This window comes from Dolichospermum sp. FACHB-1091, assembly GCF_014697585.1.
In the GTDB taxonomy this organism is placed as follows: domain Bacteria; phylum Cyanobacteriota; class Cyanobacteriia; order Cyanobacteriales; family Nostocaceae; genus Dolichospermum.
This window is the reverse complement of the sequence record NZ_JACJSB010000010.1, coordinates 54,498-72,163: the sequence shown is the minus strand read 5'-3', so window position 1 is coordinate 72,163 and position 17,666 is coordinate 54,498. Positions and strand designations below refer to the sequence as shown.

General features: G+C 37.7%; 16 protein-coding genes and 1 pseudogene. 5 read left to right on the top strand and 12 right to left on the bottom strand.

Annotated elements, in window-relative coordinates; translation table 11 throughout:
* The first annotated feature begins 86 nt into the window (after positions 1–86).
* A complete protein-coding gene (locus H6G25_RS08395; RefSeq protein WP_190392092.1) occupies positions 87–716 on the top strand; it encodes an NYN domain-containing protein in 630 nt (209 codons plus the stop codon).
* Positions 717–953: 237 nt separating this feature from the next.
* Here the strand turns inward: H6G25_RS08395 and pyrR are convergent, their stop codons facing one another.
* The 3 genes from pyrR to H6G25_RS08380 all read right to left on the bottom strand — a co-directional run bounded on the left by pyrR (position 954) and on the right by H6G25_RS08380 (position 3,013).
* Positions 954–1,490 (bottom strand): bifunctional pyr operon transcriptional regulator/uracil phosphoribosyltransferase PyrR, encoded by a 537-nt coding sequence (gene pyrR / locus H6G25_RS08390; protein WP_190392091.1) that lies wholly within the window; start codon positions 1,488–1,490, stop codon positions 954–956.
* A 98-nt stretch (positions 1,491–1,588) separates the two neighbouring features.
* Entirely contained in the window at positions 1,589–2,542 is a 954-nt protein-coding gene (gene cbiB, locus H6G25_RS08385; protein ID WP_190392090.1) for an adenosylcobinamide-phosphate synthase CbiB, read from the bottom strand.
* Positions 2,543–2,569: 27 nt separating this feature from the next.
* The gene (locus H6G25_RS08380) at positions 2,570–3,013 is read right to left on the bottom strand and encodes an RrF2 family transcriptional regulator (RefSeq protein WP_190392089.1); all 444 of its coding nucleotides are present in this window, start codon (positions 3,011–3,013) and stop codon (positions 2,570–2,572) included.
* Positions 3,014–3,391: 378 nt separating this feature from the next.
* Between H6G25_RS08380 and H6G25_RS08375 the strand changes: the two genes are divergently transcribed.
* Positions 3,392–3,811 (top strand): AbrB family transcriptional regulator, encoded by a 420-nt coding sequence (locus H6G25_RS08375; protein WP_190392088.1) that lies wholly within the window; start codon positions 3,392–3,394, stop codon positions 3,809–3,811.
* Between the two features lie 236 nt (positions 3,812–4,047).
* Here H6G25_RS08375 and H6G25_RS08370 read toward each other — a convergent pair whose 3' ends face one another.
* Positions 4,048–5,946, bottom strand: a complete 1,899-nt coding sequence (locus tag H6G25_RS08370) for a chloride channel protein (RefSeq protein ID WP_190392141.1) — start codon at positions 5,944–5,946, stop codon at positions 4,048–4,050.
* A gap of 320 nt (positions 5,947–6,266) precedes the next feature.
* Between H6G25_RS08370 and H6G25_RS08365 the strand changes: the two genes are divergently transcribed.
* Complete coding sequence (locus tag H6G25_RS08365) at positions 6,267–6,644, top strand: hypothetical protein (protein WP_190392087.1); 378 nt, start codon at positions 6,267–6,269, stop codon at positions 6,642–6,644.
* Between the two features lie 250 nt (positions 6,645–6,894).
* On the opposite strand, the pseudogene H6G25_RS08360 reads toward H6G25_RS08365, so the two are convergent.
* Positions 6,895–8,208: pseudogene (locus tag H6G25_RS08360) on the bottom strand (glycosyltransferase family 39 protein); the annotation flags it as partial.
* Between the two features lie 253 nt (positions 8,209–8,461).
* Here H6G25_RS08360 and H6G25_RS08355 point away from each other — a divergent pair.
* Positions 8,462–10,054: a hypothetical protein gene (locus tag H6G25_RS08355; protein ID WP_190392086.1), complete on the top strand. Its 1,593-nt coding sequence runs from the start codon at positions 8,462–8,464 to the stop codon at positions 10,052–10,054.
* Between the two features lies 1 nt (position 10,055).
* On the opposite strand, the gene H6G25_RS08350 is transcribed toward H6G25_RS08355, so the two are convergent.
* From H6G25_RS08350 to H6G25_RS08325, 6 genes are all read right to left on the bottom strand, one after another.
* The gene (locus tag H6G25_RS08350; RefSeq protein ID WP_190392085.1) at positions 10,056–11,366 is read right to left on the bottom strand and encodes a recombinase family protein; all 1,311 of its coding nucleotides are present in this window, start codon (positions 11,364–11,366) and stop codon (positions 10,056–10,058) included.
* A 219-nt stretch (positions 11,367–11,585) separates the two neighbouring features.
* Positions 11,586–12,422, bottom strand: coding sequence for a CPBP family intramembrane glutamic endopeptidase (locus H6G25_RS08345; protein ID WP_190392084.1), 837 nt, complete (start codon positions 12,420–12,422; stop codon positions 11,586–11,588).
* A gap of 55 nt (positions 12,423–12,477) precedes the next feature.
* Positions 12,478–12,759, bottom strand: a complete 282-nt coding sequence (gene clpS / locus H6G25_RS08340) for an ATP-dependent Clp protease adapter ClpS (protein WP_190392083.1) — start codon at positions 12,757–12,759, stop codon at positions 12,478–12,480.
* Between the two features lie 208 nt (positions 12,760–12,967).
* Positions 12,968–13,165: a hypothetical protein gene (locus H6G25_RS08335; RefSeq protein ID WP_190392082.1), complete on the bottom strand. Its 198-nt coding sequence runs from the start codon at positions 13,163–13,165 to the stop codon at positions 12,968–12,970.
* A gap of 473 nt (positions 13,166–13,638) precedes the next feature.
* On the bottom strand, positions 13,639–14,661 hold the full coding sequence (locus tag H6G25_RS08330; protein ID WP_190392081.1) for an alcohol dehydrogenase catalytic domain-containing protein: 1,023 nt from the start codon (positions 14,659–14,661) through the stop codon (positions 13,639–13,641).
* 56 nt (positions 14,662–14,717) lie between these two features.
* The gene (locus H6G25_RS08325; protein WP_190392080.1) at positions 14,718–14,915 is read right to left on the bottom strand and encodes a hypothetical protein; all 198 of its coding nucleotides are present in this window, start codon (positions 14,913–14,915) and stop codon (positions 14,718–14,720) included.
* A 365-nt stretch (positions 14,916–15,280) separates the two neighbouring features.
* Between H6G25_RS08325 and xth the strand changes: the two genes are divergently transcribed.
* Positions 15,281–16,063: an exodeoxyribonuclease III gene (gene xth / locus H6G25_RS08320; protein WP_028088806.1), complete on the top strand. Its 783-nt coding sequence runs from the start codon at positions 15,281–15,283 to the stop codon at positions 16,061–16,063.
* A 260-nt stretch (positions 16,064–16,323) separates the two neighbouring features.
* Here xth and H6G25_RS08315 read toward each other — a convergent pair whose 3' ends face one another.
* A complete protein-coding gene (locus H6G25_RS08315) occupies positions 16,324–17,559 on the bottom strand; it encodes a hypothetical protein (protein WP_190392079.1) in 1,236 nt (411 codons plus the stop codon).
* Positions 17,560–17,666 lie beyond the last annotated feature (107 nt).

Genomic DNA, 17,666 nt, shown 5'->3' with positions numbered 1-17,666 from the left:
AACTAGGTCAGTGTCAATAAATTAGCAATAATTAAAATATTGTAGATTTACCGACAACATTACTATTATAATATTTAGAGGTACTAATGCACTTTGATCGTCTTAGCAAAAAAACAAACGAGTATAAAGAACTTAAGGAAAAACCCTATTGGCACGGACCTGCTACTCAAGAGAGTATTAAGCCGCAAGAACCAAATTCGCTCAATAATAGTACATTTAATGATGATGGTCGTGGCCGGGTGGCAATTTTCATTGATGGTTTAAGTCTATTTCAGACCGCATTGCAATTCGGAATTGAAATTGATTATATAAAATTGCTTTGTAGTTTAACTAAAACATCTCGGCTATTGCGTGCATTTTTTTATACGTCAATAGATACTGGCAACGAAAGACAACAGGGATTTCTGTTATGGATGCGTCGCAATGGCTATCGTGTAGTTACTAAAGATATGAGTGTAGTTGTAGATAATTACAAAAAACCAAATCTGAATGTGGAAATTGCCGTTGATATGATTACTTTAGCACCCTATTATGATACGGCTATCTTGGTTAGTGGAGATGGGGATCTATCTTATGCTGTCAATGCAGTGAGCAGCATGGGAGCTAGAGTAGAAGTAATCGGGTTGCAAACAATGACTAGCGACTACCTCATTGATGTAGTTGATGAATTCATAGATTTTGAAAGTATTAAAAAACACCTTAAAAAGAATCCTTAATTATTTGTTTCTCAAATAATAAATGCTTTAAAAGGCGTATCTAGTGGTGGATATGGACAAGCTGGATATAAAAAACCCTATAAAGAATCTCTTCAGACAAAGAAAAGGAGATATTCAAGACTGAAATCATTAGTTAGATTAATGAATTAAAGTGACAAAGCAAATTAGAGCGATGAATCAAATAATACGTAAAAACTTTTATTATGGCCACTCCACCACGTAAGCTATCAGCAAGTCCTAATTACTAATTAACTCTACAGCATCTCGTCCATCAATATCTTGTAAATAAACTTTAACAATTTCTTCTTTTGCTGTCGGTAATTTTTTTCCGATAAAATCTGGATTAATTGGTAACTCTCGATGACCTCTATCTACTAATACTGCTAAACGAATCACTTCTGGTCTACCATATTCGTTGACTGCATTTAAAGCAGCACGAATGGTTCTCCCTTTAAAAATGACATCATCTACAAGTACCACAGTTTTACCAGTCAAATCAAAAGGAATATCCGTTTTCTCTGGAGTTCTCAAGCCAATTTTATCAAGATCATCACGATAAAATGTAATATCCAAAGCACCTACAGCAACAGTAATATTTTCCAGAATTTCTATTTGTCGTGCTAATGAATAAGCTAAAGGAACTCCTCTAGTGCGAATACCCAGAAGTAACAACTGAGATAAATCTCGCGTTCTTTCGACAATCTGAGAAGCCATACGAGTTAATGTCCGACGCAGTTCCTCTGATGAAAGGATTTCAACTATTTTAGTAGACATGAGATTGGTAATTGGTGATTGGTAATTGGTAATTTTTCATTATCTCGTTCCCATACTCTGTATTTCTCGTTCCCAGTCGGAGACTGGGAACGAGATAACTAAGGTATTAAAAATATTGCTAGTCCTAACCACAATAAAAACGCATATCGGGTTAATTTTAAAGCTTGATCAATAGAATCTGGTGTAATGGGATAAATAGGATCTCCTAAAAGTGGTTTATGTTTAGCCACCCCACCATACCAATTTAGACCTCCCATTTGTACACCCAAAACCGCAGCATAAGCGCATTCACTCCAACCAGAATTAGGACTAGGGTCTTTAATTGCGTCCCTGCGGCAAATTCGCCAAACATTTACAGGTTTGGCGGATAATAATGATAAAGTTATCACTGTTAGGCGACAGGGCAACCAAGTAAAACCATCTTCCCACCGCGCACTAAACCAACCAATGTAAGTATAAGGTGCTTCCTTGTAACCGATCATTGAATCTAAAGTGCTACTCGCCTTATATGCTAAAGCCAAAGGAACAGGACCGAGAACAGGGATAAATGTACCAATAATAGTATAAAAAAGAGGAGCCATTACCCCATCAGTAGCATTTTCTGTAACGGTTTCCAAAACTGCTCGGAGAATTTCCGCTGGGGAAAGATTAGCTGTATCTCTCCCCACATAATTGCTAAGAATTTGTCGTGCTTGAGCTAATTCTCCATTGCTTAAAGGTTGTAGAACTTCCATAGCTGCATTTTGTAAACTTTTGAGAGCGAAACAACTAGCTATAAGAATGCCTTCCACAGTAATTCCTAAAAATGGATGTACCCCCCGGGCGATTTTGACTATTATCCACCCTAGCAACCCACTGCCAATAATGACACTAATCCCCAATATAATGCCCGCGAGACGCTGAGAAAAAGGATTTTGACAATATTGGAGGGAGAGATTACTCAAACGGGAAATTACCCAGCCCATGACCCGGACTGGATGCGGCCAACCCCAAGGATCACCTATTAAGTAATCTAACAATGCAGCCAAAATCAAAACGAAAGCAGATATCATTTATTCTTCCCTCTTTCCTTGCTCTGACTAAACCACAAAATTGGCTTCTTCACCAAGAGAAGCTTGCCAACTGCGAGCATCATAGTAAAGGTCAGCCAGGGTAATATTGTACAAAGCTTCTTTGAGCTTTTGGTTGAGCCTGTTCCAGAGAGCGGATGTTACCCAATCGGCTGTTTGAGCAGGTGTAGGATGATTGAGAGGTAAATTAGTGATATTTTCACCAACAGCCTCCAAGATTTGTCCAATAGATATTTGTGCAGGTTTTCTGGCCAACTTGTACCCACCAACGCTACCACGAATTGATGTTACTAAACCAGCGCGACGCATTTCTATGAGTAGCTTTTCCAGATAGGGAGCGGGAATATCTTGACGTTTAGCGATCGCTTTAACTGATTCAGGACCATATTTTGGCTGTAAACTCAAATCTAGCAGAGCCTTCACACTGTAGTGTCCTCTAGTCGTTAGTTTCATCTATAGTATTCCTAAGTATTCCCATTTAATTTTGAAAATGATTGATGAAAAAGCAGAAAAGGGGAAAGGAAAATCCCGTAAAACAACCATCCAGTTAACAATATATTTTTAGGACTGAGCCAAAATATCTCTCAAAGCCTCTTTTATTCGTGTTCTTCGCTCCTTCGTGGTTCATTATTCATTGACCTGTGTGTAGGTCTTGATCTTTCTTATAGAATTTCTAGAAAATATTGATGATAGTACAACAATTTTGTCCATGAGTGTAATATACTTGGCTAGACTGATGGAAAAATTAAAGGAATCCTTTCCTATTAGTTCAATGTCAGCTAAAATAAAATTCACTTAACAACTTCAAAAATTCGTTTTCGACCTAAGTTAATGCCTAAACAGAAAAAAATTGAACCCCTAGTTGGCGAAGAACTGATCACAAAAGTCAGAGAGCTAGAAACCCTCAGCAAAGACGAAAAAGCTAAAGAGTGCGGCTACTATACTGTTACCAAAAATGGTGTAGAGCGTGTCAATATGATGAAATTCTTGAATGCCCTAATTGATGCAGAGGGTATTCAGTTAGATAGTTCCCCTGGTGTTAATGGGCGTGGTGGTCGCAGCGCCAGCTATAGAATTAGTGTGCAATCAAATGGCAACCTGCTCATCGGTTCAGCCTACACAAAACAGATGAATCTTAAACCCGGAGATGAGTTTATTATCACCTTAGGCAAAAAACACATTCGACTTCGGCAAGTAGATCAAGTAGATTCAGAATCTCTAGAAGATAGCGAAGTAGAAGCTACAGTTTAGCTTAAATAGTAGAAGCCGATCCAAAAAAGCTAACTAATGCTAACATAATAAGAGCCAGCTTTTTCTTCCTGCAACCTCTGAGAAAGTGTCGGAACTATGTAGAGACGTTCCATGGAACGTCTCTACCACGGTCAGCCTGACCACTTCTTTTTCTAAGTTACAGCAGTCTTAGGCGATTTAAACAACACTTTGACTACCTTCTTTCTTTGCGCCTTTCCCGCTTTGCGCCTACCCCTTTATGCCTCTATATCGGTAACAGGTAGAACCAGTAAATAGCTATTGAGTGCTTTAGTAATTGCCGTTATATTACAAGTCAATTCCAGTTCCCTAAATTCTAGTAAACCCAGGACAAAATCAGGATTTTCTCTAGCTACGACGGGTAACTGATGTAAACCACGTAATGCCATGCGGTCCAAAGCTTCAGATAAAGGTTCATCAACCCAAGCATAAAGAATATCAGTAGTACAAATATCTATCAGTTTTTGGGTAGATAAAGTTCCGTGAATTTCCGGGGACGAATTGGGGATATTTTGCCATAGAGAAAGGGTTCGCTTAATATCTTCCAGGGAAAGAATTCCCACCAATCTCCCTCCATCATCAATTATTAAAGCACTGCGTGTACGTTCTTGGGTCATTGCCACCGCCGCCTCTATGAACCCTAGAGTGGCTGATAGTTTTTGGGGACGAGTGTGCATAGCATCAGCGACTAACATTTGCTGCCACATTTCCACCTTTTCATCTTTCAACTCTGGTAAACCAATCTGTTGCAGATTAGAATTGGCATCTATTGTTGGTTTAATTGCTTCTACCAACCAAACACTTAGACCCACAGCCGCCATCAAAGGTAGTACAATGCGGTAATCGCGGGTTAATTCAAATAACATGATAATTGATGTTAATGGCGCTCTGACGCTACCTGCTAAAACCGCCGCCATACCCACCATGGCATAAGCTGGAGGAGCAGCCATATATTTCCCAAGTTCTGGTACTATCAAAACCAGGAATTTAGCATAAGCAGACCCAAAGGACGCACCTAAAAACATAGCTGGTGCAAATAGTCCACCCACAAAACCACTACCGGAACTTACTGCCGTCATCAGGAGTTTTAATGCTAGTAATATTAGTAATAGCTTGAGGGAAAAATCCTCGTCCTGTAGCATTGCTTGTACAGTTCCATAGCCAATACCCAAAATTTGCGGGTAGCGCCAACCTACTGCACCAATAATTACACCACCAATGATAGGCTGAATTGACTGAGGAATTTTCCCTAATAACTTTAACCCTGGTAAATTACCAGCAAAGCCGGCTTTAGCTAAACGAATTGATTTAGTATAAGCGAGAGAAATTAAACTCGCACCCAAACCCAAACCCAGATAAAGCGGTAATTCTAAATAACTCCGAACTTGATAAGCAGGTAAAGCAAAAGCTGGTTGTGAACCTAAGCCAATTTGACCAATTAAAGCGGCTACCACGGCGGACAGTAAGACCACACTTACAGCCGACGTGGCAAAATATGTAGTTCCCATGACTACTTCCAAGGCAAAAAATACTCCCGCAATGGGGGCATTAAAACCAGCAGCTAAACCGGCGGCCGCCCCAGCCCCCAAAAGTAACCGCTGGCGTTCCTGAGAGACTTGTAATATATCAGATAATAAAACCCCGAAATTCGTACCAATTTCTACACTTGGACCTTCCGGACCTAAGGACGCACCACTACCGAGAGAAACAGCCGCAGCGATCATTTTTGTCACTGGTCGTAGTGGTTTTTTGGCTTCTTTTCCTTGGGAAACAGCGATTAGAGATGAGAGTCCCGGTCCAAAATCCTGAGTGCGCCAACGCATCAGACCAACAATGATGCCACCTAGAGTAGGGACAGCGGCTAAAGTCCAAGCACCCCAGCCTCCAATCTGTCCCATGAAATTTTCCAGCATGAAATTGTTAATTAGCTGGATTAAATAGTGAAAGGTAACTATACCCATACCCGTACTACCACCAATTAATACGGCTAAAAAAAGCACTACTGTTTCTTGGGAGGGTTGAAAACGATTAATTAACTGGGTAACCTGAATAGAAGGTGTGGGAAAAGCAGGGGATTCCCTGACCTTCCTCTGGGAAGCAGGAGGCAAGAGAGTCATAGTCATTAACAACCGGGGTAAATTTAAGAAAAAATCTATTTTTTATTTGTTATCTCTTATTGTGGTTTATTAGGGGGCTAACCAGCCAATCAATAATTGATTAACTAAAATTACAAAATATGTGGAAAAAAGAATTAGGCCTGGCAGTGCTAACAACTTGAGTTAAAATCGAAAGGAGTATGTCATATAGACATCCATTCTCAATCTGATGCTATTCTTCAAATAATTACAAGTAATTATGGCAGACGTAGTAAATTTTAAGTAAAATTCAATACGGCTACTGTTATACAGAAAATCAAGGGATTAGGCGGACGAGGTAGATGAGTACAAATACTTTTGATAATCATTATGTTACTTGCCCAATTTGTCAAAGAAATAACAGAACAACGCCAATTAATTCTTACATTGGTTTGTTTACCTGTCCTTATTGTCAAGAAAAGTTAGTTGTTTGCCAAAGTGGACATTATGTACGTGATCCCTTTATTTGGAGACAGATGATGATATCTTCGGCTCTTCGTCGTCAAAGCCGACCTTTAGCGAGGATTATTAGAGATTTTATCTCTATTAAGCGTCCTCTGTTGTCTTTGGTTGTGGGAAGTGTGGTTTTTTTGGCTATTATGACTATAACCCAAAACAATACGAGTCAAGATAGCCAAGAAATTACCCGCATTGAAAGCATCAATAAGGCTGAGAAATAGATTGTTTGTAGAAGCATGAACTGAATTTTAGATTTTAAATTCTGGATTGAAAACTCAGGATTTGCAAAGCTTTTAAGCTGTCAGATGTAAACACAAGAATAAATCTAAAATCTAAAAGCCAAAATCTCAAATTCTTTAACTGCTGCATTTATTATATGATAGCCTACCTGGCGTACCCATCTGATGTACAAATATATCAGTAGGATGCTCACCTTATTATGCCTCATTAACTTGTAATATTCTGTAATTACCACAGCCAATAATTAGATCTCATGAATAGAAATAGAGATACATAAGTTCCCCAAATGAGAATTTTGAGAAATTGCTTATCGCCTCGTTCTAGCAAAATTGCGGCTAAAGTCATAGTTAAAGCTACAGCAGCAAAAATGATCTGCAACTCTACTTTGTCTACAGTTCTCCAGCTAAAATAAATACTACCTGCTGAAGCAACCACCGCCAATATTGCTAAACTCGTTACCCAAGTACGGGGATACCTTGAAAATAAAGGTACATTACACATTTCTGTTAACCCAAAGCCTAAGGCTAAAGCCAAACTAGGATAAATGGGGAGTATGTACCAGGGAAGTTTAACGCTAATCAGGGAAATAATCAATAAATAAACTCCAAACCAGACAATAATCAGTTTTGCCCAACTTAAGTTATGATTCTCCCAGGTGATACGGATAATTTGGGGTAGAAATATCAACCAAGGCCATGTCCACTTACAGATTTCGAGTAGATAATACCAAGGTGGTTGTGAATTGCCATTAGTATTATTAGTACCATTAATAATGGTATTGATATCAAGTCTCAATGGATAACCGTAGTGGAATAGCTCAAACCCATACCAACAAAGTACGGGTAGACAACCAATAAAAATACCCATCCAGAAATAATCACAAGTTAGCAGTCTAGGTGTATCCCAATAAAGAAATACTAAGACAATTCCACCCAAATAAATGCCCGTCATGCCTTGAATCAGACAAATTAAGCCAAAACTAATCCCTATACCTAAACAGTAGCGTAAATCTCGACGCGATCGCAAGACAAACCACATCATCAATATCAAAAAACTGACAACGGGGCCATCTAATATGGCCAACCTGCCATAACAGACAACAGGCAGCATTGTCAGATAAATTAAAGAACTATAAATAGCCACCCAACGTTGGCGAAATATTTCTCTACCAATGCAATATAACAAGGGTACAGAAATTGCTGTCAAAATCGCACCGGGTAGCCGGGTTGTCCAATGGTTGACACCACCCAGAGAATAAGTCCCAGCAATTAGCCAGTGCATCAGGGGCGGTGTACGATGATAGGGTTCACCACCTAAAGTGGGGTAAAGCCAACGCGTTGAATCTGCTGGGGCTTGCCAAATTTCCCGTGCTACCTGTGCCACAATTGTCTCATCGCCATCTTGTAAGGGCAACTCCCCCAGGTTAATGGTAAACAATACTACCGCTGCCAATAACAATACTAGCAACCAAAGCCAATCAATCTTCTTTTCAACCACACGGTGTTGTTTTTCCAGATGAGTCCAAACAAAACTTCCTTCTTGCATATTTTATTAGTAATATTATGACTGCTGGGTTTCATTACATAGAGACCAGGGCCAATCTCCAGTTTTACTATCCAGAACCTATATTTTAAACCAGGGCTATATCCCAAATTAACTCAGTTTCTCAGGAACAGAGATAATTTTTTGGCGAACATTTTCTTATTAATTTTTTAAAAAAGTTTACAAGCATTTTCCCTGTTAAATGATATAAATACTACTATCATAAGTTGGTCAATTATCCCGAAGGAGAATGTCAATGAATCTACCTTTCATTTTAGATGTGGCACTAGGCCTAATTTTTATTTACTTAATTTTAAGTTTACTGGCTTCCGAAATTCAAGAATTAATAACAACAGTGCTGCAATGGCGTGCTGAACACTTGAGAAGATCCGTAGAAATTTTCTTAGCTGGTGACGCTCAAAATTCAGAAAAGCCGGAAGTGATTCAACTGGTTAATAGAATTTATGGTAATCCTTTAATTCAAAGCATTAATCAAGAAGCCAAAGGTTTATTAGCAACTTTACCGCGCCGGGTGACTTGGGTATTTGCTTCATTCTTTAGTCTCTTGAGAAAGTCTAACTCTAGATTTAGAAAAGAAACTGTTTTTGGTGATCAAAAACGTAGTGCGCCTTCCTATATTGGTGGAGACAATTTTGCCAATACTTTTATGGATACCCTACAATTGCCAACTCTGGTAAAAAAGATAACTGAGATCAGGCTAGAGAAATTCAAGAAAGAACACTTAGGTGAGATTATACAAATTTTAATCACGTTGGACAGTAGTATTAATAATCAAGAATTATCTAGTAATATTGCTACAGATTATAAGCAGTTGGAATTGGAATATAATCGTATTATTAATGAATTTAAAAAAGACAAATATGATATATACATGAGTATAAATCGCATGAGAGATAGCCTGGACAAATATATATATCGTTTCGAGTCCAATATGGAAAATCATGAAGATATTCTAGATAAACCTTTACGGGAACTAAAATTCCTGAGAAAAGATATTTTTGAAGATCCAGAAAAGGCAATAGTTCTGGGAGGACTAAAACCTAATATCAATGAAATTGTCAAATCTATTAAAAAAGGTAGTGATATTCATGATGAAGTTATAGCCAACCTCCAAGACAAAGATAGTGAAACTTATAAAAAAGTTAAAGAACTAATTGATCTTTTGCCAGATTCTGTAGTCAATAGTATTGAAACTATGGCAAAACGAGCGCAAATGAGAGCTAAAACCACGGAAGAAGGTATTAATCTCTTGCGAAAAGAAATTGAAAATAGTTTTGATAGTTCTATGGAAAGAGCCGGTGGTGTTTATAAACGAAATGCAAAAGGAGTTGCTATTTTAATTGGTATAACTTTAGCTATTGCTACTAATACAGATACTTTTCATATTGTTGACCGTCTATCTAAGGATTCCTTATTGCGGGAAATAATTATTAAAAAGGCTGTAGAAGCAGAATCATCTAATGCTTTAGGTATGAATCAACCATATTCTAATGAGCTTTTAAAGGATGTTGAATTACCAATTGGTTGGACAATTCCTAACTTAACACAACAAATTTGTGGAGATGATGTTTCTCCAGAAAATGCAATGTTTTGTGTAAGAGTAACAAATGGTCAATCAAATGTTTCTGTAAGGGAAATTGACTGGAAAAATTTCCAAGTTAGTAAGTCACCTATTTTTAGAATTTTGATTATGATTGGTGGTTGGTTTATTAGCGGTATTGCTATTGCTATGGGTGCGCCTTTTTGGTTTGATTTATTGAGTAAAGTTATGAATGTGCGGAATGCGGGTAAAAAAGGCAAACAATCATCTAAAAATCAAGATGAATAATTTAGAAAATAAAAATTATCTGTAAATACCATTCTTGATTTTGGCGGATAATTTGAATTTGTTGGATAAATTCGCGGAAGTAAAATCGTCGTTCTACTTCTGATAAATCCAACCAAAATTGAGGAATGGAAACAGCTTGAGCTACAGAACGCAAATTAACAGGAGGAAGAATTGCTAACTTAGCTTGAAGTTGAGAAATTTCTGTGCGGAGTTTGTAAGCTCTTAATTTTGCAGTTTCTATATCTAAAATTCCCGTTTCTATTAAAGTGGGTAACTGTTGGAGGATTTCTTGTTGACGAGATATACCATTCCCTAAACTATTTTTAATAGCATCTAATTGGGGAAAATTCATTCCCGCTACAGCTAAAGGTAAATCTCGACAAACACTATCAATGGTTTTTTCTAAAACTACTTGGTAAGGAATAGCACGACATTTTGGCTGTTGAGGACAGTTGATTGCGCGTAAATATAAATACTCTTTATCCTGATGACTTTGGGTAACACGAGTCACAATCATCTGTAACTGACATTGATGACAAATGACTAAACCAGCTAAAGAACGGGGCGCACTAGCAGTGCGTGGTGGTAAAAGGCTGTTGCGTCGCAATAGTCTATCAACTTGCGCGGCTTCTGCTCTGGAAATGATAGCTGCGTGGGTATTAGAGATAATTTCACTATTTTGATAGGCGGTATCACCTCGATAAACTGGATTAGTTAACCACCGTCTCCCAGTCGTAACCGATATATTTTTACCGTATTTTCTACCTAAAAACCGAACAGCAGCACCTAAGGAACCATAGAGTAAAAAGTGTTCAAAAAAATCTTTGACCACAGGTGAAGTAGTCCGATCAATAATATATTTACCCTGTCCTCTGCGGTAGCCATAGGGTGATTTTCCGGGAGGTGGTGAAGCTTCTAGGCGATTACGAGCGTGTCCTTGACGAATGCGGCGGCTACGGTGCTGATTTTGAATCTCTTGTAATAATTCCAGTAGTTCAGACCGGATTTGACTAGAATTAGATGTGTATGGTTGTTGTGTCGCAATTACTACAACTCCCATGGTTTCTAGTTGCTTGAGGCGATCGCTTACTTCTGTTAAAGTATCACCTAATTCTTCCAAGCGGCGAACTAGTAGATAATTGACGGTTTCTGTTTGAGTTTGACAGTCAGTTAATAAGTCAGTTAATAATTGTTGTAGTTGGGTACGCTTTCCCAAATCCTGATAAATTCTATCTACCTCCCAACCCCAGTCACTGTGAGTGGGAAGGACATCTAATACTGGATCAGTATAAATATAAACAATTATTTTCACAATATTTACGCAACCTCAGATTTTAGATTCCCTTTGGGAACGTTTTGCGTACACCCCCGACTGAAAATACGGCTTAAAAGACATTGATACCTAAAAATTTTGGGGACTTTTAGGTGTCAATTTAAGGTGTTAGGGTGCAAATCCCATAAATTTGACCGCTTTTCTGAGTGGTACGCCCTAATGATAGCATAGTATTATTTAGGGAAAGTTAGCAAATAATTAACTAGCTAATTTCCTTTTTAATTGTTGACTACCTGTCCACCAAGCCAGTCCAGCCATGAATAATATTCCCATAACTCCCTGTAAAGGATTATTATTCACACCAGTTACCCAATCAGGAACTTGTCCCGAATATTGGGTTAATTGTCCAACATTAATGATATAATAACCCCAAACTAATCCACAATGTAAACCAATAGGTAAGCCTAAACGCCCCCGTCTCCAACGTTTTCCCCACACCTGGGTTAAACCCAACAGCACTAAGGCCGGAAATTGTGGTAAGGTATAAATAATTGCGTCTAAGGGTTTAATGAAATGGGTAACAGCAAATAAAATTGCATCTATCCAAAGAGCAGTATTTAATTTATAATCTCTTTGTAATTCATCTAGTAACCAACCCCGAAATAATAATTCTTCTGCAAAACCTACACCAAAAGCAACTACTAAACCCTCTAATATTATTTTCCCTAAAAATGCTGTGGGTTGTTGCCATACTAACCAACCAAGCACACCTTCTAAACCAAATAACACTAAAACACTAATTAATCCTATGGTCAACCCTTGGAATAGTTCTATACCATTAAAGCGTGTAAATTCTAACCCATAACGGCGGAATATTCCTGGCTGTTGATGTACTTTTTTCCCCCAGATATTCAGCAGCAAAATAAACTCAACATATAATATAACAATTGTCAAGATACTTTCTAAATTAGTATCTTCGACTAAGTAATAAATTGGTACAGCTAGGGGGAGCCATAACAAAAGTAAGGCCAGCACAAAGCAAACCAGCCTTACAGTGACGGGGTAGTGGGTGAGTTTGGTGAGATTAATTTTCATAAATTAGTCAATTATCATTAGTCAAAACTATACTCTTTTGACCAATGACCAATGACTACTCATCAGGTTCAATTGTACTAATTAAACCATGGTTGGTAAGTGTTTCACAGTAAAATTCCGCGTGTTCTTGAGCGCAAGTAATAACTAAAGCTAACCCATTATGGTGAGCTTCCATCATGATACTAACAGCCTGGGGTTGGGTAATGCTATTAACTGTAGTCATTAGCACTTTAACTACGTACTCCATCGAATTGTAATCATCATTATGAAGCAAAACGCGATATCGAGGCGCAAGCTGGCGGGATGTAGAACGCTTCTCAATGGTTTCGACTGACACGATTCTTTGCTCTTTTATCGTTGACTTACTAGGATACATTTCCTGTTAAGCATCTGCTTAACAGTTATTTACTTCTACATGGGCTATCCAACCGGAAGATTGGTGTACGCCGTATTTTTATCTTGAATTACCTATGGTCTTGCTCACAGGCATTATACCATGATAACACAAACAGAGCGACTTGGTCATAAGCCAGAAAAATTCTTTCCTATCCCCAACTAGGAACTAACTGCACTCTACCAGCGTCCATTTCTGCCATAAGTAATTCTAAGGCTTCATAGTCAACGTCGGATATATGACCCAGCTTTGTTAGTTCTGAGTTAATCTCATTTTCTATTTCTGGAGTTAATTTTCTGATATACAGAGCTTTTTCGACCAGGTGACGAATGACGTATCGAGTTTTCATAAGAAATAAACCAATTTGTAGTTACTAGTCATTATCCAGGATAATGCTTTGTATAAAATGCGATCTTATTTTCCCTGTCCTTGTGATTTACATCGCCGCTTAATCAAGGAGATTAGTTATTCAATAACTCTGTGTTTTTGTCAACTACATAGGCAAACAATATGACTGGTGATTACGGAGGAATATCGGGAAAACCACGTTTATTTATAGGTTCAACTCAGGTGACATCTATCGCTAGAGATGGTTAATCTGCATTCAGAATCTATATGTAGATTGTTCTTTAACGGCCACAAAAAAAGTATATATAAATACACTTTACCAATAACTTATAGCAATCTTTAAATAAAGGTCATAAAACAGTAAGGATTTAGCAAAGATAGATTAAACTTGTAGTCAACTGCTATATAAAACCTAGACAAGTCTGGACATTTATTTCTTACTTCAATGAAACCATAGGAGTGGTTATGCCTTTTTTAGTTATACATTGCTACTTTAATCACTTTCCGCGCTTTCATATCCATAAATACCTGTTCTAAATCCTGTAAAGGTCTTTGTTCACTAATTAGTAAGTCAAAGGAAATTGTCCCACTAGCAATGAGTGATAGGGCGGATTTTACATACTCTGGAGTGTTATGAAATACTCCTTTGATTGTAATTTCACTATAATGAAGTTGTTCCGTATTCAGGGTAATTGTGGTATCTTTGGGACAGCCGCCAAATAGATTCACAGTTGCACCAGGACGGGCGCAAGCGATCGCTTTTTCCCAGACACTGGGTATACCAGTGGCTTCTATAACTACATCTGCGCCCCAGCCATCAGTTAATTCCCTGACTGTGTTAGGAATATCTGTGACTTGATGATAATTAAAAGTCCGGGCTGCACCTAACTTTTCACCGATTTCTAGGCGTTTATTATTACCGCCCCACAGCATTACCTCAGTATATTCCGATAGAACGGCTACAAACATTAACCCAATTGCACCATCACCTAAAACCACTACTCGGTCATGGGGTTTGACCTGGGAACGGCTGATACCATGTAATACACAGGCCAGCGGTTCGGTCATGGCGGCTAATACGGAAGGTAATTGGTCGGGTATTTGTAATAGATTATGCTGGACAATCGTGGCGGGGATTTTTATATACTCCGCAAATGTACCGTTATTCCAAGTTAAATTGGGGCATAAAGAATACTCTCGACGTTGACAAAAGAAACATTTCATGCAGGGGGCTGAATTATTTGCTACTACGCGATCTCCCACCCGCCAATTAGTTACTCCAGCACCGATAGCCACAATGCGCCCCGCCCCTTCATGACCAAACAAGGTTGGGGGTGTTAACATTTTAGCATGGCCACCGCGTCGCCATACTTTTAAATCTGTACCGCAGGTGGTGGCCGCTTCGACTTGAATTACTACCTCCCCCGCTGCGGGAGTGGGTTCGGGAACTTGTTCTAGACGTAAATCTTCTTGTCCGTAGAGTAATGCTGCTAACAAGGTGGTTAATCCCTAAAATAGAAGTTGGGAAAAATTGGGAGAAAAAAAAGAAAAATTTAAGAACTCAACGCACTTTGAGGTAAAATCTCTTGATTATGGGGTTCTAAATGTGATATTGTATCAGATACAATATTTATATTCAAGACTGGTACTTCTTGTTTACAGGAAAGACAAAACCAATAAACTCCATGGTAACGAACATGACGCAAAACTGAACCACCACAACAGGGACAGGTGTTAACTATAATACTCATGCTAAATCCTCCTTGACAAAAATTACGATAAGTCAGTAGTATTATGGTTGAGGTATGTATTTATCTGACCTAGAATAAGGTCAGATATTCAGAGAACTGAGAGAATTTAGTGGTGAAAACTATCAACAAATGCTAAATTAACGGTATTTTATGGTTTTTTCCCAAAAAGATATTTATCAAAATGAAAAATTTATGAAAACATTATTAACCTACAAGTTAGTATAGACTTTGTTCATCTATCGCGGGGATCATATTACAAATATGAATTTGGTTCATCTATGACCAAGATCATCAATAGCTAAATTTTTATGGGACAATTACTTTACACCTGACTTTTATTTTGCATTTACTTTGATGACTAAACCATGAAAATTGCTACTTGGAATGTTAATTCTGTACGAACACGGTTGGAACAGGTGATCAATTGGTTAAGCGAAAATCCGGTTGATGTTTTATGTTTACAAGAAACTAAGGTTATAGATCAGGATTTTCCCCGTCTCGATTTTGAAAAATTAGGTTATTATTTATATATATCAGGACAAAAGTCTTATAATGGAGTAGCTTTGATTAGTCGTCAATCTTTAACAGATGTTAGTACGGGTTTTACGGCTATTTTACCAAATGTGGATTCGGAATGGGACACACAAAAAAGAGTAATTACAGGTGTATTTTCAGGAATCAGAATTGTTAATCTTTATGTTCCTAATGGTTCATCTATAGGTAGCGAAAAGTATGAGTATAAGTTGGGTTGGTTAAAATTACTCAAGGAATATTTACAGGTATTATTATTAACAAGTTCTCCTATTTCTATCTGTGGTGATTTTAATATTGCTTTGGAAAATATAGATATTAATGATAAAGTGAAGATAGATAATCACATTATGGCTTCTGTACCGGAACGTCAAGCTTTACGAGATATTCTGAGTTTAGGTTTCGCAGATGCTTTTCGTAAATTTAATCATAAAGGAGAAAACTATACTTGGTGGGATTATCGTACTGCTGCGTTTAAGCGAAACCTGGGTTGGCGTATAGATCATCATTATCTGACACCGGATTTGTATGAACGCGCTCAAAGTTGCATTATTGATGTTGAACCACGAAAGTTAAATCAACCCAGTGACCATACACCAGTTATTGTAGAATTTTGATTTTATCCTATTTAGGGCTTGCTGAAAAAGTTGTCTGTGAGGGGAGGGAATAGGGAACAGGGAACAGGGAACAGGGAATAGTTTTAACTGTCTGGATATCCTCAATTTTCCAAATCCAACAAAGAAAAATGCACTTATTTTGAGACACCATTAGCCAAAACCTAGCACTTTTTTGTGGTAAAAATCCGCGAAACCCTTTGTTAATAAATGGTTTTAGGTTTATATGGCTAACGCCACGCTACGCTATCAGCAAGCCCTATTTATCTCCCTAATAATAAGCCTCGGAAAAAATAAACCGTGTTTGTTAGTATCTGTTCTATCCATGATATTAACTGATCTAGCCAGTGTAAAATTTGTTCTAGTGGGTGTTTTTCGTAGCCTAAAGAGGTCGCAGAAATATCAATCCAGTCGGGCTTAAAATTAAATCCTTGGTTGGTTTGACTGTCTTTTTCCTCCCATTCCTGATTTTCAGATTCAGGTGTTTTTTGGGCGATTTTCTCCCGGTTATTCAATAATCTCGAATTTGCTGGCTTTAGGGGGTTAAAACCACTATAATCGGATATATTGGTACTGGGATTACCAAACAGATCATCCCATGTCAACCAAGCATCTCCATGATTTAGCGGTAAACTGTTTTGAAGGTCTGATTTAATTTCTGCTTTTTCAGCAGCAGCATTTGATTGAATTTGATAAATATTTCTTCCTCCTAAGAAGTAATTTATCGCTGCGGTAATTAGATTAGCAATATCCGCTTTTTCGGTTTTTGAATCATCATTGTTAACTACTAAGTTATCAAGAATTTTTTGACCACTTTTTCCTATGGAGACTAAAGCTGTAATTTCCAAATTAGCAACTAATTTATCTAGAAACCCAAAAACTTGGGTCGGTTTTTTATCAGTTAGTTTATTTAGGAGTAAATCAATTTTTGGTAATATTTGTTTTTGCGAAGCAGGATACTCATAATGAATCAATTCTCTATTAATTCTATCTTTTAGCTGGGAGTTTTCCTGGGTTGTGAAAATATCAAAAATGCGATTATCAGTACCAACTAACACCAAATTCCCAGTTTTTAATTCCGTCGCAATTCCCTGGACTTTAGGTATATGCTTTTGAAGAGTGTTTTCCGACCTTGAGGAACTTTGTTTAGGAAAAAATCTCTCCCACAAAGATCCTATAAAAGTTAAAGGAGTTAAAGAATTTGTTTTTTGGGAAATCTCTAAATTACCACCCTCAGCAGGAAGATTTTTAACTATATCTAATATATGTTGAATTGCTGCGTCCGTTTCTGGAGGAATTATCGGCTGTATTTTTTTTTCGGACCATTCTTTTTGTGGCAATAACTGGTAAAGTGGATAAAGTAGAGAACCTACACCCACCTGAGTCGCAACTTGTAGATTTTTGAAAATGTTTTCCCATGTTTGGGTCAACCGTTGAGTCTGCTGGTAGACAAAATTAAACAGTTTACTTTGATAGCGATTTGAAGAACCGGAAGACATAATGATAATGTTGAAGTTGTAACCTTGGATGATCTTAATTCGAGAATCAAAAATTCTTAATTATCAACCTGATTATTTTACTGAATTATTTTACTGGATTATTTTAC

Bases quoted from the DNA above. Each gene is read 5' to 3' on its own strand.
- H6G25_RS08395 (WP_190392092.1), top strand. From the start codon at position 87: ATGCACTTTGATCGTCTTAGCAAAAAAACAAACGAGTATAAAGAACTT.
- pyrR (WP_190392091.1), bottom strand. From the start codon at position 1,490: ATGTCTACTAAAATAGTTGAAATCCTTTCATCAGAGGAACTGCGTCGG.
- cbiB (WP_190392090.1), bottom strand. From the start codon at position 2,542: ATGATATCTGCTTTCGTTTTGATTTTGGCTGCATTGTTAGATTACTTA.
- H6G25_RS08380 (WP_190392089.1), bottom strand. From the start codon at position 3,013: ATGAAACTAACGACTAGAGGACACTACAGTGTGAAGGCTCTGCTAGAT.
- H6G25_RS08375 (WP_190392088.1), top strand. From the start codon at position 3,392: ATGCCTAAACAGAAAAAAATTGAACCCCTAGTTGGCGAAGAACTGATC.
- H6G25_RS08370 (WP_190392141.1), bottom strand. From the start codon at position 5,946: ATGACTCTCTTGCCTCCTGCTTCCCAGAGGAAGGTCAGGGAATCCCCT.
- H6G25_RS08365 (WP_190392087.1), top strand. From the start codon at position 6,267: ATGAGTACAAATACTTTTGATAATCATTATGTTACTTGCCCAATTTGT.
- H6G25_RS08355 (WP_190392086.1), top strand. From the start codon at position 8,462: ATGAATCTACCTTTCATTTTAGATGTGGCACTAGGCCTAATTTTTATT.
- H6G25_RS08345 (WP_190392084.1), bottom strand. From the start codon at position 12,422: ATGAAAATTAATCTCACCAAACTCACCCACTACCCCGTCACTGTAAGG.
- H6G25_RS08335 (WP_190392082.1), bottom strand. From the start codon at position 13,165: ATGAAAACTCGATACGTCATTCGTCACCTGGTCGAAAAAGCTCTGTAT.
- H6G25_RS08325 (WP_190392080.1), bottom strand. From the start codon at position 14,915: ATGAGTATTATAGTTAACACCTGTCCCTGTTGTGGTGGTTCAGTTTTG.
- xth (WP_028088806.1), top strand. From the start codon at position 15,281: ATGAAAATTGCTACTTGGAATGTTAATTCTGTACGAACACGGTTGGAA.
- H6G25_RS08315 (WP_190392079.1), bottom strand. From the start codon at position 17,559: ATGTCTTCCGGTTCTTCAAATCGCTATCAAAGTAAACTGTTTAATTTT.